Below are 13,342 nucleotides of genomic sequence, written 5' to 3'. Positions count from 1 at the left end.
CCGCGCTGCCCCTGATCACGCAGCGCATTGTAGAGAATCGCCCAGAGTTTTTCGGTCTGGCGCGGGTCCTGGCCGATCAGCCAGGGGGAATAGGCCGCGACCACGGCCGCATTGGGTCTCGCCGGCCCAAGGCATTCGCCCCAGCCGACGGTCCCGTCGTCGCATTCGATCTCGACTAGCACATGGGCGCGCCGATCAAAGCGCATCGACGCACTTTCGAACGGCACCGCCAGCCGATGCTCGAGGAGATGCGTGCGGACGGCAACGATCTTCATGCCACTCCTCCCTGCCCGTCACGCTTTGCGCTTGTGACTGCCGATGAGCGCGTCGAGCATCTCGACTTCGGCCCCCGTCAGGTCCGTGAGCGGGCTGCGCACCGGGCCGGCATCGAAGCCCTGCAGGCGCACGCCCGCCTTGACCGCCGAAACGGCATAGCCCTTGGCGCGGTTGCGGATGGCCATGAACGGATAGAAGAAATCGTTGAGGATGCGCTCGCAGGTGGCGCGGTCGCCGCTGCGCAGCGCCGCATAGAACTCGTTGGCAAGACCCGGAACGAAGTTGAAGACGGCGGAGGAATAGGTGGTGAAGCCAGCACCGAGATAGGCCTCGGCGAAAAGCTCGGCGGTCGGCATGCCGCCGAGATACATCAGACGGTCGCCCATCTTGGCGGTGACCTGGCGCACGAGGCCGATATCACCGGTGCCATCCTTGAAACCGATCAGGTTCGGGCATTCGTCACAGAGCCGGGCGAGCGTGTCGGGCTGCAGCACGGAGTTATCGCGGTTATAGACCATGACACCGATGCCAACCGACTGGCAGATCTTCTTCACATGGGCGTAAAGCCCTTCCTGTGGCGCATCGATCAGGTAGTGCGGCAGGAGCAGGATGCCGTCGGCACCAACCCGCTCGACCGAGCGGGCGATATCGACCGCCATCTCCGTGCCATAGCCGCAGCCGGATACGATCGCCGTTTCGCCAGCAACCTCCTTGGCGGCGGCAACGATGCCGGGGATTTCATCGGGTTTCAGCGAGAAGAACTCGCCGGTTCCGCCTGCCGCAAACAACACCGGCGCCTTGTAGCCGGCCAGCCACTCGACATGTGCCTTGTAGCTTTCCGGCGCAAAGCGACCGTCCTTGTCGAAGTGCGTGACCGGGAAGGAAAGGAGGCCCGATCCAAGCGCGGCCTTGATCTGTTCTGGGGTCATTTCGCGCGGGTCCTCCCTAATACTCGACGCGCCCTACTAAGCAAGTGATCACACACATGTCAATATGTCATAATATGAGTTATCATACGACCTTCGAAATTCAATAACCCCACGCCTTCGACGCCGAATCTTGTTTCATCTGCCACGCAGCACAAAACCCCAGCGAGCTGGGTATTCAAACGCGCCACGCTCTCCATTCAAGTTGCAGAGAACATGTATTATATGTTAGCCGATATTGTATGATGTGACTGACTGATGATCGACGGGACCCTACCCGCCGACATGAAGGAGATGGGCGATGGAACGACTTCTGATCACCGGCGCAGCGGGCCAATTGGGCCGCGTCATGCGCAAAAAGCTCGCCCCGATGGCAAAGGTGGTCCGACTTTCCGACCGTTCGCCGCTCGACCCACCCGGCGAGAACGAAGAATGCATTCAGTGCGACCTCGCCGATGCCCGCGCTGTCCATGACCTTGTTGCCGGCTGCGATGCAATCCTGCATCTCGGAGGCATATCCGTCGAACGACCCTTTTCAGAAATCCTCGACGGCAACATTCTCGGCCTCTACAACCTCTACGAAGCTGCGCGCGCCAACGACAAGCCGCGCATCCTGTTCGCCAGCACCAACCACACGATCGGCTACTATCCGCAAAACGAGCGGCTCGGCCCGGATGCCCCCTACCGGCCAGACGGGCTCTACGGTGTGTCGAAGTGCTTTGGCGAAGCACTTGCCCGCATGTACTTCGAGAAGTTCGACCAGGAGACGGCGCTGGTGCGCATAGGCTCGTGCCTGCCGGAGCCCATCAACTACCGCATGCTGTCCACCTGGCTTTCGCATGACGACTTCGCATCCCTGATCGAAGCCGTATTCCGCGTCCCGGTTCTCGGCTGCCCGGTCGTCTGGGGCGCGTCTGCCAACGACGCCGGCTGGTGGGACAATTCGCACATTGGATGGCTCGGCTGGCGACCGAAGGACAATGCCGAAGTCTTCCGCGATAAGATTGCCGCAAGCAGCCCGAAGCCGGACCCGGGCGATTCGCTCGTGCGGTATCAGGGCGGCGCCTTCGTCGATGATCCGATCTTTGAGAAGTAGGCGCTACGCCTTGCCAATGGATTGCGCCCTTGATCGGCAATGGCGTATCCAGAAACTCACACCAAGTCCCAGAAACGGCCATGCCCATGAGCAACGTCACCGCCCCCGACAACACAACACCACAAGGCAAGACGCTGGTGGCCCGGGTGACCGACGCACTTGGCGGACAGATCGCCGGCGGACACTATAAGCCGGGCGATCGCCTGCCATCGGAGGCGCAGCTTACCCAGGAGTTCGGCGTGAGCCGCACGGTCGTGCGCGAAGCGATCGCGGCGCTACGCTCCGGCGGGCTGGTCGAAGCGAGACACGGTATCGGCGTTTTCGTGCTGGAACCCACGCCAGTGGCTCCGCTGCCTTTCCATGGTGTCGATCTCGCGCGCGTCTCTTCGCTGATCGAAATGCTGGAACTCAGGACCGCCGTCGAAGGTGATGCCGCTGCCCTTGCCGCCCTGCGCCGCTCGCCGGCACAGGAAGAAAAGATCATCGAAGCCTTCGACAGCTTCTGTGCGAGTGCTGCCGAGGGTCGCCCCACGGCGGAAGCCGACTTCAATTTCCACCTGGCGATCGCCCAGGCGACCAACAATCCGCGGTTCAGCGAGTTCCTTCAGATGCTGGGCACCGCGCTCATTCCCCGCCGCGCGGTTTCCGAAAGCGGCGAGGAAACCGTGCTGGCGGCGGCGGAACTGTCGCGATTAATCTCGGAACACGAGGCCATTCTCATCGCGATCCAGGATGGCGACGAGGAACAGGCACGCAGCGCCATGCGCCAGCATCTCAAGAACAGCCAGGTGCGCTATCGCTCGATGTTGCGCGCGGCCCGCTAGGCGCTCAGGCACGGCCAAGCCGGCGTATGTTGCTTGCAAGCTCAGCCGCCAGGCGAAGTGCGGCCGCCGTCGCACCGGCCATCTGCGGCATGATCAGCCATTCGAGCGTCCAGGCGGCACCAGACCGCTCCTGCTCGTGTATCAGCGCATGGTGCATGCCGGAGAGCTGGGTCGCGTTGAACCGCGCCAAGGACACCAGAACCTCCGCCGCTACGGGGTTCTGCTTGTGCGCCATCGCCGAGGAACCACCGCCGCCGGCAAGCTCGATCTCATCGCCTTGCTGCGCCATCAGCGCGACATCCTGACCGAATTTGCCGAGGCTGCCGGTCACCAACGACAGCGCGCTGGCAAAATCCGCAACCTCCGAGCGCTGGCTGTGCCATTGCGGAAAATCGGCAAGGCCGAGCTCTTCGGCGAGCGTGGCGCGCACTTCGTCGGCTCGATCGTCAAGTTTATCGAGCGTGCCCGCGGCGCCGCCGAACTGCACGGCGAACAGATCACGGTCCATCGCCTCCAGCCGATCGATATGATCGAGCAGCGGCTCGATCCAGCTGCGCAACCGGTCGGAGACGGTGATCGGGATTGCCGCCTGCATGCGGGTACGCCCCATCAGCGCGCGATCCCCCCATTCGCTGTCGCATTCTTCGAGCACCGAGACGACATTGCCGAGGCGCACGGCGAAAAGCTCGGCGACCGCCTTCATCCGCAACATCAGGCTGGTGTCGATCACATCCTGGCTGGTGGCGCCGAAATGCACGTATTCCGCCGCCTCGCCACCGACGGCGGCGCGCAATTGCCGGACGAGTTCCGGCACGACCACGCCATCCACCGCCATAACGCGCTTCAGTGCGATGACATCGGGCGAAAAGGCGCGACAGGCCTCGGTGATCCGATCCGCAGCGCTCGCTGGGATGATGCCGTGCACGGCTTCCGCCCGCGCAAGCGCCGCCTCGAATGCGAGCATCGCATGGATGTCGGCGGAGGCCGAAAACTCGGCGGCAACCGCCTCATCACCCAGAAGCCCGGAGAGATAAGGATGGTCGAAGGCGGAATAGGTCATGGGTTCCCCGTTTCTGCTTGCCGAACGAAATGCCACCTGCTGCATGGGGGTATTAATCACCGCCGCATGTCCAGGCGTGACATTCCTGTTCAGATGTCGAGGAAGACCGTTTCCTTCTCACCCTGCAGGTGAATGTCAAAAACATAATTAGGCGCCGCTCCCGTCGCGACAAGCGTCGCGACGCGATGACGATGTTCAATCCGCGCAAGCAGCGGATCGGCGTCGTTGGCTTCCGCCTCGTCCGGAAAGTACATGCGCGTCTGCAGGCCGACATTGATGCCACGCGCGACGATCCAAAAGCTGATATGCGGCGCCATCTTCCGGTCACTGCTGTAAGGTACGATCCCGGGCTTCACCGTTTCGAACGTGAAGACACCATCCTCGGCACCGGTCGCACAACGCCCCCAACCGGAGAAGTTCGGGTCGGCGGAGCCACGAATTTCGGTCGGCGAATTGTAGAGGCCGGCAGCATCTGCCTGCCAGATCTCGACGAGCGCGTCCCTGAGCGGCGCGCCGGCGCCGTCGATCACGCGGCCAGTAATGGTAATGCGCTGCCCTTTCGCCTGCTCATTCACCATGCGCGATCCGAGGTCGGCTTGGTAAACGCCGCCGATTCCGCAGAAGTTTGGCGTCAGTCCGATGTGCACGTAAGGGCCGGCCGTCTGCGACGGCGTTTCCTTGAGGTAGTTCAGCTGCTGCACCATCAGTTGCCCTCCAGCCGGTTCTCGAACAGGGTCGAGCGGCGACCGCGCAGTACGATGTCGAATTTGTAGGCGCGCGCATCAAATGGGATCGTGTTTGCCCAGTCGAGCGGCGCGATCAGTTGCTCGATCGCCTGGCGATCCGGGATCGTGTTGACGATCGGACACTTCCAGATCATCGGATCACCCTCGAAATACATCTGGGTGATCAGGCGCTGTGCAAATCCGTGGCCGAAGACCGAGAAATGGATGTGGGCTGGCCGCCAGTCGTTGACGCCGTTCGGCCAGGGATAGGGGCCGGGCTTGATCGTGCGGAAAGCATAGAACCCCTCGTCGTCAGTGATCGTGCGGCCGCAACCGCCGAAATTCGGGTCGAGCGGCGCGAGGTAGCTTTCCCTCTTATGGCGGTAGCGGCCGCCGGCATTGGCCTGCCAGAATTCGAGCAGCGCGCCCGGCACGGCGCGGCCGCGCTCGTCGAGCACCCGCCCATGCACGATGATGCGCTCGCCAATGGCGCTTTCGCCTGCCCGCGCGAAATTGTGGATCAGGTCGTTGTCGAGCTCGCCGATGACAGAATGGCCGAAGACAGGGCCGGTGATTTCCGAAATCGTGCCGTCGAGCGACAACAACGCCTTCTGTGGTGAGCGCAGCACCGAAGTCTTGTAGCCCGGCGTCAGCGCCGGCGCATGCCATTGCCGGTCGCGGGGGAAAAAAGCGCCCGTCTCCGGCTTTCCGTTCGTTCTGTCGGTCATCATCTTCCCCCGTCAGGCCGCCTTGCCGGCATCGATCTCGGCAAAGACCTGCTTGGCGATCTTGATCGCGTGATTGGCCGCCGGCACCCCGGCATAGATCGCCACATGCAGCAGCGCCTCGCAGATATCGTCGCGGCTGGCGCCCGTGTTGACGGTCGCGCGCACATGCATGGCCACCTCGTCGTCCTGGCCGAGGGCTGCGAGCAGCGCGATTGTCACAATCGAACGCTCCCGCTTCGTCCAGGTCGGCCGCGACCAGACGTGGCCCCAAGCGGCCTCAGTGATCAGCTCCTGAAACGGGCGATCGAAATCGGTGGAAGCCGACTGGGTCCGGTCCACATGATTGTCGCCCAGAACGGCCCGGCGCGTGGCCATGCCCTGGCGATAACGGTCCGAGGGCGTGAAGGCATCACTCATGCGGCTTGTCTCCATGCATTGCGATTTCGAAGAAGGCGCGAAGCACCGCGGTCAAAGCCTCCGGGTTTTCGACGCAAGGAATGTGGCCGGCGTCGCGGATGACTTCGTAGCGCGCGCCGGGAATGAGACGAGCGGTCGCAAGCACCACATCGGGCGGCGTCGAACCGTCCTGGTCGCCGACGACGCAGAGTGTCGGCACCGCGATGCGGGCAGCCGCCTCGGTATAGTCGGCATCGCGGATGGCGGCGCAGGTGGCGACGTAGCCGGTTACCGGCTGGCGCACCAGCATGTTGCGATAGCCGGCATAGGCGGTGTTTTCCGGCCGGCGGAAGGCCGGCGTGAACCAGCGCTCAAGCACGCCGTCGGCGATCCCCTCAATGCCATGTTCCTCGATGGCCGCGATACGTGCCGCCCACATCTCGGTGGTGCCGATCTTGTGCGCCGTGTCGCAAAGAACCAGCGCACGCACGAGATCGGGCCGCCGCTGATAGAGCGACTGCGCGATCAACCCACCGACCGATAGGCCGCAGACGATCACCTGCTTGACGGAGAGCATGTCGAGCAGACCGGCCAGGTCGTTGGCGTGATCCTCGATCGCGTAAGGGATCGGCCCGATATCGGAAAGGCCATGGCCGCGCTTGTCATACAGGACGATGGCATAGTCGCCGGCGAGCCGGACGACGACGTCGCGCCAGATGCGAAAATCCGTGCCGAGCGAATTGGCAAAAACCAGCACCGGCCGGTCGCCGGTCGCGCCGATCACCTGATAGTGGATCGTGATGTCGTTGATGCGGGCAAACTGCACGGGCTCTCTCCTCCATCACCAAATTGGATATTTAATCTGGTTAGGTAAAATGATATTTCATGGCATTTCATTAACTTGAGGGTTATGAATTCCATGGTCGACGCCCGGGTTAAGTTTCGCCATCTGCAGACTTTTGTCGAGGTCTCCCGGCAGAAGAGCGTGATGAAGGCGGCGGAGCTGCTGCATGTCAGCCAGCCGGCCGTGACCAAGACGATCCGCGAGCTGGAAGAGGTGCTTGGCGTCGCGGTTTTCGAGCGCGACGGGCGCGGCATCAAGATAACACGTTACGGCGAGGTCTTCCTGCGCCACGCTGGCGCAGCGCTGACGGCGCTGCGGCAAGGGCTCGATTCCGTGTCGCAGGAACGCGCCGGCGACGGTGTACCGGTCAGGGTCGGAGCGCTGCCGACAGTTTCGACCCGGATCATGCCGCACGCCATGACGCTTTTCCTCAAGGAGGATACCGGCGCGCGCATCAAGATCGTCACCGGCGAAAACGCAGTTCTCCTCGAACAGCTGCGCGTCGGCGATCTCGATCTGGTCGTCGGGCGGCTTGCGGCACCGGAGAAGATGGCTGGCTTCTCCTTCGAGCACCTCTATTCCGAACAGGTTGTCTTTGCCGTCCGGGCCGGCCATCCGCTGCTTGCGGGCTCGCATTCCACGTTTGCGCGGCTCGCAGATTTCCCTGTACTGATGCCGACGCGCGCCTCGATCATCCGCCCCTTCGTCGAGCGTTTCCTGATCACCAACGGCATCGCCAGCCTGCCGAACCAGATCGAAACCGTGTCCGATGCCTTCGGCCGTGCCTTCGTCCGGGCGAGCGACGCGATCTGGATCATCTCCGCCGGCGTCGTCGCCAGCGACGTCGACGACGGAACGATCGCGATCCTACCGATCGACACCAGCGAGACGAGGGGCCCCGTCGGCCTTACCATGCGCGCCGACGCGGCACCGTCACTGGCTCTCTCGATCCTGATGCAGACCATTCGCGAGGCAGCGACCAGCGTCGCCACCAAACTCTGAGGGCGCATGCCGGGAATTCGCGGCTTTACAAGCCCTGGCCAGCGACCGAGATTGCGAGTTCCGACAGACTGGTGATCCGATGCTGACCGCTCCCCTCCTCGTTGAAGCCTTTTCCCAAAAGCACATTCCCGAAATGCTCGACTGGTTTTCGAACCTCGAAGCGCTGGTGCAATGGGGCGGCCCCGGTCTCTCGTTTCCACTGGAGGCCGCGCAGCTCGACGCGATGCTCGCAGAGACAACGGCTGTCGAGCCCGGACGCTCCATGTTCGCCGGCCTGGTCGACGGCAAGCTGGCCGGTCATGCGCAGGTGGCGCTCGATTGGCAGAACGGCGTCGGCCGCCTCAGCCGGGTTGCCATCAATCCGCGCATGCGCGGCCGCGGCCTCGCCCGGCCGTTTCTCCGTGAGGTGACCGAGCGCTTCTTCGCCGATCCCGCCTTCGAGCGGCTGGAGCTGAACGTCTACACCTTCAACGAGGCGGCGATCCGCACCTACCGCAGCCTCGGCTTTCGCGAGGAAGGTGTGCGCCGCTCGTCGGCCAAGGTCGGTGACGTCAGATGGGACACGGCGATCTACGGCCTGCTCCGGAATGAATGGAACTGACCGCGCGGCGAAGCGTCAGAACGGCAGCCCGACATAGTTCTCCGCCAGCGCCGTCTCGGCGGCGACCGAATGGGTCAGGTAGTCGAGTTCGGCCTCCTGGATGCGCTGGTCGAAATCGCTGGTATCTGGGAAACGATGCAGCATCGTCGTCATCCACCAGGAGAAACGCACCGCCTTCCAGACACGCGCGAGCGCCCGTGCCGAATAGGCATCGATCCCCGCATTCGAGCGGTCCTGATAGTGTTCAAGCATCCCTTCGAAAAGATAGTGCACGTCGCTGGCGGCAAGATTCAGCCCTTTCGCCCCGGTTGGCGGCACGATGTGGGCGGCATCGCCGACCAGGAACAAGCGACCGAAGCGCATCGGCTCGGCGACGAAGGATCGGAGCGGCGCGATCGACTTCTCGAAGGACGGTCCGGTCACCATCGCCTCGGCATGATGCTGCGGCAGCCGCCGGCGCAACTCGTCCCAGAAGCGCTCGTCGGACCAGTCCTCGATCTTTTCGTTCAGCGAGCATTGAATGTAGTAGCGGCTGCGCGTCTGAGAGCGCATCGAGCACAGTGCGAAACCACGCGGATGGTTGGCGTAGATGAGTTCGTGATCGACCGGCGGCACGTCGGCGAGGATGCCGAGCCAGCCGAAAGGATAGACCTTTTCGAAGGTGTGCAGGGCCTTTTCGGGAACTGACTTGCGGCTGACACCGTGAAAGCCGTCGCAGCCGGCGATGAAGTCGCAATCGATACGCCGGGTCGCACCATCCTTCTCAAAGGTGACGTAGGGTTGATGGCTGTCGAAATCATGCGGTTCGACATTGGCAGCTTCATAGATCGTCGTCGCCCCGGAGTGCTCGCGATGCTCCATCAGATCGCGCGTCAGTTCCGTCTGGCCATAGACCATGACGCGCTTGCCGCCGGTCAGATGCAACAGATCGATGCGGTGGTCGCGGCCGTCGAAGGCAAGCGAGAAACCGTCATGCGGCAGCCCCTCCTTGTGCATCCGCGCGCCGGCCCTGGCGCGATCCATCAATCCGACCGTGCCTTCCTCAAGCACGCCGGCGCGCACGCGCCCAAGGATGTAATCCTTGCCGACGCGGTCGAGGATGACGTTGTCGATGCCGGCTTCCGTCAGCAATTGCCCAAGCAAGAGCCCTGATGGGCCTGACCCGATGATGACGACCTTGGTGCGCATGCTCTCCTCCAGAATTGTCTTTTGACAAACTCTGCGCCGAGCGGGCTTCGCTCTCAATGGACAAATCCGCCATGAAATTGCACAAATCGAACATGACTTCAGGGAACGTGATATGAAGAAGACGGTTCCGACCTATGAGCTTTACGGCGAACGGACCGGCGAACGGCCGGATTTCTGGCTGCATTGCGAGACTATTCCGTCACGAAGCAGCCTCTACCACTGGGAGATCGGGCTGCACCGCCACGAAAGCTTCTTTCAGATCTTGTACATTGCCGGCGGCTCCGGCGACGCGGTCTTTGGCAACGCGGTGCACACGATCGAGCCGCCTATGGTTATCACCGTTCCGCCAGCCCTCAGCCACGGCTTCCGCTTCTCGCGCGACATCGACGGCTTCGTCTTCACCATCCTGGCGTCGCATCTGAAGACAACTCCCGGGGAACGCAGTCGTCTCGGCTCCTTTCTTGCGACCCCGCATCTGACCCGGCTCGATGGCCGCGAGGATGCGGCCTATGTCGCAGCAACCCTCACGCGTCTGGCCAGGGAATGGGAAACCAACCGCAGCAATCGCACCGACCTGTTGGATGCCTACCTTACCTCCGTGCTGACGCTGGCGGCACGTCTCGACGAGGCAAGCGACAGCCGAGACGATACAGCCGATAGCGAAAACGAACAGCGGGTCCAGCGCTTCCAGGCTCTTTTGCAGCAGCACCACCGCTCGCATCGGCCGGCCGCCGCCTATGCCCGCGAACTCGGCCTGTCGCTGACGCATCTGAACCGGATAACGCGTATCATCATGGGGCTCAGCGCCCACGAGATGATCTCGCGAAAGCTCATCGGCGAAGCGAGGCGCGAACTCGTTTTCACCAGGGCCAGCGTGCAGGAAATCAGCTTCCGCCTCGGCTTTGCCGATCCCGCCTACTTCTCCCGCTTCTTCCTGCGCCAGACGGGCATGACACCGCGCGCCTGGCGCATGGCTGAGCGGGAAAGGCTCGGCGCATAGAAGCTCCGCCGACGCAATAGACGCTGGGATTAAGGAGCGGTCGTCCAATCCTCGACCCGGAGACCGGGCACACGATCGAATTCCCGCCTGTTGTTTGTCACCAGTATCAGGCCCTGCGATCGCGCGTGACCGGCAATCAATTGATCGTAAGGGCCTATCGGCGTCCCACTGCGCGCGAGTTCGGCGCGCAACTGGCCTGTATGGGTCGCTGCTGCCTGATCGTAGTTGAGAACCTCAAGACGCGCGGAAAAGCCTTCTATGACGGAAAGGTTGCGCTCGGGCATGGCGGATCTTTCCGCGCCATAGATCAACTCCATGAGACTGATCGAGCTGATGCATAGTTGGCCGTGGTGCCTGTTGAACGCCTCGCGAACCTGCTGTGGCCGGTTCTTCACCGTAAAAATGCAGATATTGGTGTCGAGCATATATTTCAGCATCAGAGAGCCTCGCGCTCCTGTGGCGCCGGCTGCTCTCTCTCTGTCATGAAATCGGTCGTTACGGACTCGCCATCGAACCAACTGTCCCAGGCTTCGCCTGCGGGCGCAATGATCCGCGTTCGCCCCACCGCGACGATATCGACGCGTTTGACATCCTCTGGAAGTGCGACGGCCTTCGGCAGCCGGATCGCCTGACTACGATTGCTGAGGAAAACAGCGCCTTGCTCCGACATCTCTATCTCCGGGATATACTTTACGTATATCCAAGATGGTATCGGTTGCGGGATATGTCAACGGGATATACAAAATCACTCGCAGCGATAGCATCTTCATCGACGTTGGCAGGAGCCGCGTGGCCCACCGCTGGTCGCCATAGGCCCGCTCGCCTTCCCACGGTCAAAAAGATTTTTGCAACGACTCAAAACAGGAGCAGAATCAATACTCGGGTCCGAGGGGGACCCGGAGGATATACGGAGGAAGACATGGCAGTACGCGATCCGTCGCCCTCGTTGTATAACGAGGATCTGGCACCGGCCGAGGAACGCCGGTGGGGCGCTTTCAGCATCTTCAATGTGTGGACATCCGACGTGCATAGCCTGTGGGGCTATTATCTTGCCGCGAGCCTGTTTCTGCTCTGCGGCAGCTTCGTGAACTTCGTTATCGCGATTGGCATCGGATCGCTGGTGATCTTCTTCCTGATGAGCCTCGTCGGCAATGCGGGCGTGCGCACCGGCGTGCCCTTCCCCGTACTCGCGCGCGCCTCCTTCGGCACGTTCGGCGCCAACGTCCCGGCACTCGTACGCGCGGTCGTCGCCTGCTTCTGGTACGGCGCGCAGACGGCCGCCGCGTCCGGCGCAATCGTCGCCCTTCTCATCCGCAACGAAGGCATGCTGGCCTTCCACCAGAACAGCCACATGCTCGGCCATTCGACGCTTGAGGTCATCTGCTATGTCGTCGTCTGGTCGCTGCAGCTGCTGATCATCCAGCGCGGCATGGAGACCGTTCGCAAATTCCAGGACTGGGCAGGCCCTGCGGTCTGGGTCATGATGCTGATCCTCGCCGTCTATCTCGTCGTCAAATCGGGAACCTTCTCCTTCGGCTCGGAAATCCCGCGCGACGTCCTCATCGAGAAGACCAAGGACGCGGGCGTTCCCTGGGAACCAGGCACCTTCCCGGCACTCGCGGCGGTCGCTGCCACCTGGATCACCTATTTCGCCGCGCTCTACCTGAACTTCTGCGACTTCTCGCGCTACGCGACGGATGTAAAGACGCTGCGCAAGGGCAATCTCTGGGGCCTGCCGATCAACCTGCTCGCCTTCTGCCTGGTCGCCGGCGTGACGACGACGGCGGCCTTTGCCGTCTATGGCGAAGTGCTGCTGCATCCGGACCAGATTTCGGCGAAGTTCGACAGCTGGTTCCTGGCTCTGCTCGCAGCGCTCACCTTTGCGGTCGCGACCCTCGGCATCAACGTCGTGGCAAACTTCGTGTCCCCGGCCTTTGACTTCGCCAATGTCTTCCCGCGGCAGATCAACTTCAAACGCGGCGGCTACATCGCCGCCCTGATTGCCCTCATCCTTTATCCCTTCGCGCCGTGGGAAACGGGTGCGGCACATTTCGTCAACTTTATCGGCTCGACGATGGGGCCGATCTTCGGGGTGATGATGGTTGATTATTATCTCATCCGCAGAGGCCAGCTCGACGTCGAGGCGCTTTACCACGAGAATGGCGAATTCCGCTTCCAGGGCGGATGGCATGGCAGCGCCTTCATCGCCTTTGCGATCGGGGCGCTGTTTTCGTCGATCCTGCCGACGTTCACGAACATCCTGCCGGCCTGGTGGGGGACCTACGGCTGGTTTTTCGGCGTCGCGATCGGTGGGGCAATCTACTACGTCTTAAGGATCGGCGCACGCAAACCGGCCTTTGCCTCCTAGTACCTCTGCACAGAGGATTTGACGTGTTGGTTGGGTTGCAGCGTGGGTAGGCTGTTGTGGTCGACGAGCAGTTTGATACTGCGGGCGACACCGGGCTGCCTTTGGATCAAGCCGGCGTGCTCGAGGGTGCGCACCATCTGGTGGACGGAGGGTGGGGTGACTCCGAAATAGCGTTGCAGGTCGCGTTCGGCCGGCGCCCGTTCGTTGATTTGGCTATAGGCCCAGATGAAGGCGAGGTACTGGCCCTGCTTCTCGGTGAAGCCGGGTGCTGCTGGCGTCTTCCCGTCAAGTAATTGATTCATTTTTCG

At 62.3% G+C, this 13,342-nt stretch carries 16 protein-coding genes and 1 pseudogene; 6 read left to right on the top strand and 11 right to left on the bottom strand.

The annotated features are described in order from the left end of the window. Together BLU35_RS34515 and kdgD are read right to left on the bottom strand one after the other, a co-directional pair. Nucleotides 1–275: pseudogene (locus tag BLU35_RS34515) on the bottom strand (mandelate racemase/muconate lactonizing enzyme family protein); the annotation flags it as partial. Nucleotides 276–293: 18 nt separating this feature from the next. Continuing rightward, the gene (kdgD, locus tag BLU35_RS34510; RefSeq protein ID WP_093236486.1) at nt 294–1,205 is read right to left on the bottom strand and encodes a 5-dehydro-4-deoxyglucarate dehydratase; all 912 of its coding nucleotides are present in this window, start codon (nt 1,203–1,205) and stop codon (nt 294–296) included. 298 nt (nt 1,206–1,503) lie between these two features. Between kdgD and BLU35_RS34505 the strand changes: the two genes are divergently transcribed. Together BLU35_RS34505 and BLU35_RS34500 are read left to right on the top strand one after the other, a co-directional pair. Beyond that, the gene (locus BLU35_RS34505) at nt 1,504–2,298 is read left to right on the top strand and encodes an NAD-dependent epimerase/dehydratase family protein (RefSeq protein ID WP_093236485.1); all 795 of its coding nucleotides are present in this window, start codon (nt 1,504–1,506) and stop codon (nt 2,296–2,298) included. 86 nt (nt 2,299–2,384) lie between these two features. Then, complete coding sequence (locus BLU35_RS34500) at nt 2,385–3,122, top strand: FadR/GntR family transcriptional regulator (RefSeq protein WP_093236489.1); 738 nt, start codon at nt 2,385–2,387, stop codon at nt 3,120–3,122. A gap of 4 nt (nt 3,123–3,126) precedes the next feature. Here the strand turns inward: BLU35_RS34500 and BLU35_RS34495 are convergent, their stop codons facing one another. The 5 genes from BLU35_RS34495 to pcaD form a co-directional block, all read right to left on the bottom strand. Further along, nucleotides 3,127–4,182, bottom strand: a complete 1,056-nt coding sequence (locus BLU35_RS34495; RefSeq protein WP_093236484.1) for a 3-carboxy-cis,cis-muconate cycloisomerase — start codon at nt 4,180–4,182, stop codon at nt 3,127–3,129. Nucleotides 4,183–4,271: 89 nt separating this feature from the next. Beyond that, a complete protein-coding gene (gene pcaG, locus BLU35_RS34490) occupies nt 4,272–4,886 on the bottom strand; it encodes a protocatechuate 3,4-dioxygenase subunit alpha (protein WP_093236483.1) in 615 nt (204 codons plus the stop codon). Then, a complete protein-coding gene (gene pcaH, locus BLU35_RS34485) occupies nt 4,886–5,635 on the bottom strand; it encodes a protocatechuate 3,4-dioxygenase subunit beta (protein ID WP_093236482.1) in 750 nt (249 codons plus the stop codon). Before pcaH ends, pcaG begins: the two co-directional genes overlap by 1 nt. Before the next feature lie 12 nt (nt 5,636–5,647). Further along, the gene (gene pcaC / locus BLU35_RS34480) at nt 5,648–6,052 is read right to left on the bottom strand and encodes a 4-carboxymuconolactone decarboxylase (protein WP_058328133.1); all 405 of its coding nucleotides are present in this window, start codon (nt 6,050–6,052) and stop codon (nt 5,648–5,650) included. Then, on the bottom strand, nt 6,045–6,857 hold the full coding sequence (gene pcaD / locus BLU35_RS34475) for a 3-oxoadipate enol-lactonase (protein ID WP_093236481.1): 813 nt from the start codon (nt 6,855–6,857) through the stop codon (nt 6,045–6,047). The genes pcaC and pcaD overlap by 8 nt, the downstream gene beginning before the upstream one ends. Nucleotides 6,858–6,950: 93 nt before the next feature. On the opposite strand from pcaD, the gene pcaQ reads away from it, so the two are divergent. Then, complete coding sequence (gene pcaQ, locus BLU35_RS34470; protein WP_093236488.1) at nt 6,951–7,877, top strand: pca operon transcription factor PcaQ; 927 nt, start codon at nt 6,951–6,953, stop codon at nt 7,875–7,877. Nucleotides 7,878–7,956: 79 nt separating this feature from the next. Continuing rightward, complete coding sequence (locus tag BLU35_RS34465; protein WP_093236480.1) at nt 7,957–8,478, top strand: GNAT family N-acetyltransferase; 522 nt, start codon at nt 7,957–7,959, stop codon at nt 8,476–8,478. A 15-nt stretch (nt 8,479–8,493) separates the two neighbouring features. Here BLU35_RS34465 and pobA read toward each other — a convergent pair whose 3' ends face one another. Then, nucleotides 8,494–9,666, bottom strand: coding sequence for a 4-hydroxybenzoate 3-monooxygenase (gene pobA / locus BLU35_RS34460; protein ID WP_093236479.1), 1,173 nt, complete (start codon nt 9,664–9,666; stop codon nt 8,494–8,496). A 112-nt stretch (nt 9,667–9,778) separates the two neighbouring features. On the opposite strand from pobA, the gene BLU35_RS34455 reads away from it, so the two are divergent. Continuing rightward, on the top strand, nt 9,779–10,666 hold the full coding sequence (locus BLU35_RS34455) for a helix-turn-helix domain-containing protein (RefSeq protein WP_093236478.1): 888 nt from the start codon (nt 9,779–9,781) through the stop codon (nt 10,664–10,666). Between the two features lie 29 nt (nt 10,667–10,695). Here the strand turns inward: BLU35_RS34455 and vapC are convergent, their stop codons facing one another. Next, entirely contained in the window at nt 10,696–11,103 is a 408-nt protein-coding gene (gene vapC / locus BLU35_RS34450) for a type II toxin-antitoxin system tRNA(fMet)-specific endonuclease VapC (RefSeq protein WP_057251702.1), read from the bottom strand. Next, nucleotides 11,103–11,336, bottom strand: a complete 234-nt coding sequence (gene vapB / locus BLU35_RS34445) for a type II toxin-antitoxin system VapB family antitoxin (RefSeq protein WP_057251703.1) — start codon at nt 11,334–11,336, stop codon at nt 11,103–11,105. The genes vapC and vapB overlap by 1 nt, the downstream gene beginning before the upstream one ends. 249 nt (nt 11,337–11,585) lie before the next feature. Between vapB and BLU35_RS34440 the strand changes: the two genes are divergently transcribed. Beyond that, nucleotides 11,586–13,034 (top strand): NCS1 family nucleobase:cation symporter-1, encoded by a 1,449-nt coding sequence (locus tag BLU35_RS34440; protein ID WP_093236477.1) that lies wholly within the window; start codon nt 11,586–11,588, stop codon nt 13,032–13,034. On the opposite strand, the gene BLU35_RS34435 is transcribed toward BLU35_RS34440, so the two are convergent. Beyond that, nucleotides 13,031–13,342 (bottom strand): LexA family protein (locus tag BLU35_RS34435; protein WP_502688211.1); only part of this gene is annotated, 312 nt, incomplete at its 5' end. The genes BLU35_RS34440 and BLU35_RS34435 overlap by 4 nt on opposite strands.

The sequence above is a fragment of the Sinorhizobium sp. NFACC03 genome (assembly GCF_900103435.1).
GTDB lineage: Bacteria > Pseudomonadota > Alphaproteobacteria > Rhizobiales > Rhizobiaceae > Ensifer.
Note: the sequence above shows the minus strand (reverse complement) of the source record. Positions and strands in the feature narration are given on the sequence as shown.